The organism is Acidithiobacillus albertensis (assembly GCF_001931655.1).
GTDB lineage: Bacteria > Pseudomonadota > Gammaproteobacteria > Acidithiobacillales > Acidithiobacillaceae > Acidithiobacillus > Acidithiobacillus thiooxidans.
The window spans coordinates 1-570 of record NZ_MOAD01000133.1 but is presented as its reverse complement, the minus strand read 5'-3'; the positions used below and the strand labels follow the sequence as shown (position 1 = coordinate 570).

The 570-nt window shown below is 56.8% G+C and carries 1 protein-coding gene and 1 pseudogene; both read left to right on the top strand.

Translation table 11 applies throughout. The annotated features are described in order from the left end of the window. A partial coding sequence (locus BLW97_RS18550) for an efflux RND transporter permease subunit (RefSeq protein WP_143215015.1) occupies nucleotides 1-352 on the top strand: 352 nt, incomplete at its 5' end. 22 nt (nucleotides 353-374) lie between these two features. Next, nucleotides 375-570: pseudogene (locus tag BLW97_RS18545) on the top strand (hypothetical protein); the annotation flags it as partial.

Here is a 570-nt window from a genome sequence, read left to right as displayed (position 1 = left end):
GGGTTTTATTGCCCTCGCCGGTGTGGCCGTCGAATTTGGGGTAGTCATGCTCCTTTATCTGGACCAGGCCCTGCAGCGTCGGCGGGCCCGCGATGCCTTGCAAAACTGGCACGATCTGCAGCTGGCGATTATGGAGGGGAGTATGCTCCGTCTGCGTCCGCTGGCCATGACGTTTACCCTGGTCGTTGTGGGCCTGCTGCCCATCATGCTCAGTGAGGGCACAGGGGCCGATATGATGAAACGGATTGCCGCACCTATCATCGGCGGCATGTTGAGCGCAACGCTGTTGGCCTTGCTCGTTATCCCTGCGCTGTACGCCTTATGGCAACGGCGTCGTTTAAGATCGCAGTAACACTCAGAAAAGGAGAAATGTCATGAACAGAAGACAGTTGTTGAAGTCGATATTATCGGCACTGGCTGTGGCAGGTTATGTGCAGGCAGACCGGGCTAGTGCCTCGGGTATGGGCAGTATGATGGGAAACATGATGGGGGGTGATTCGCCTGACCACGAAGGCATGCGTGCCATGATGTCACCGGAGAATCGTGGACCCATGCGTACCGGGATGGAAT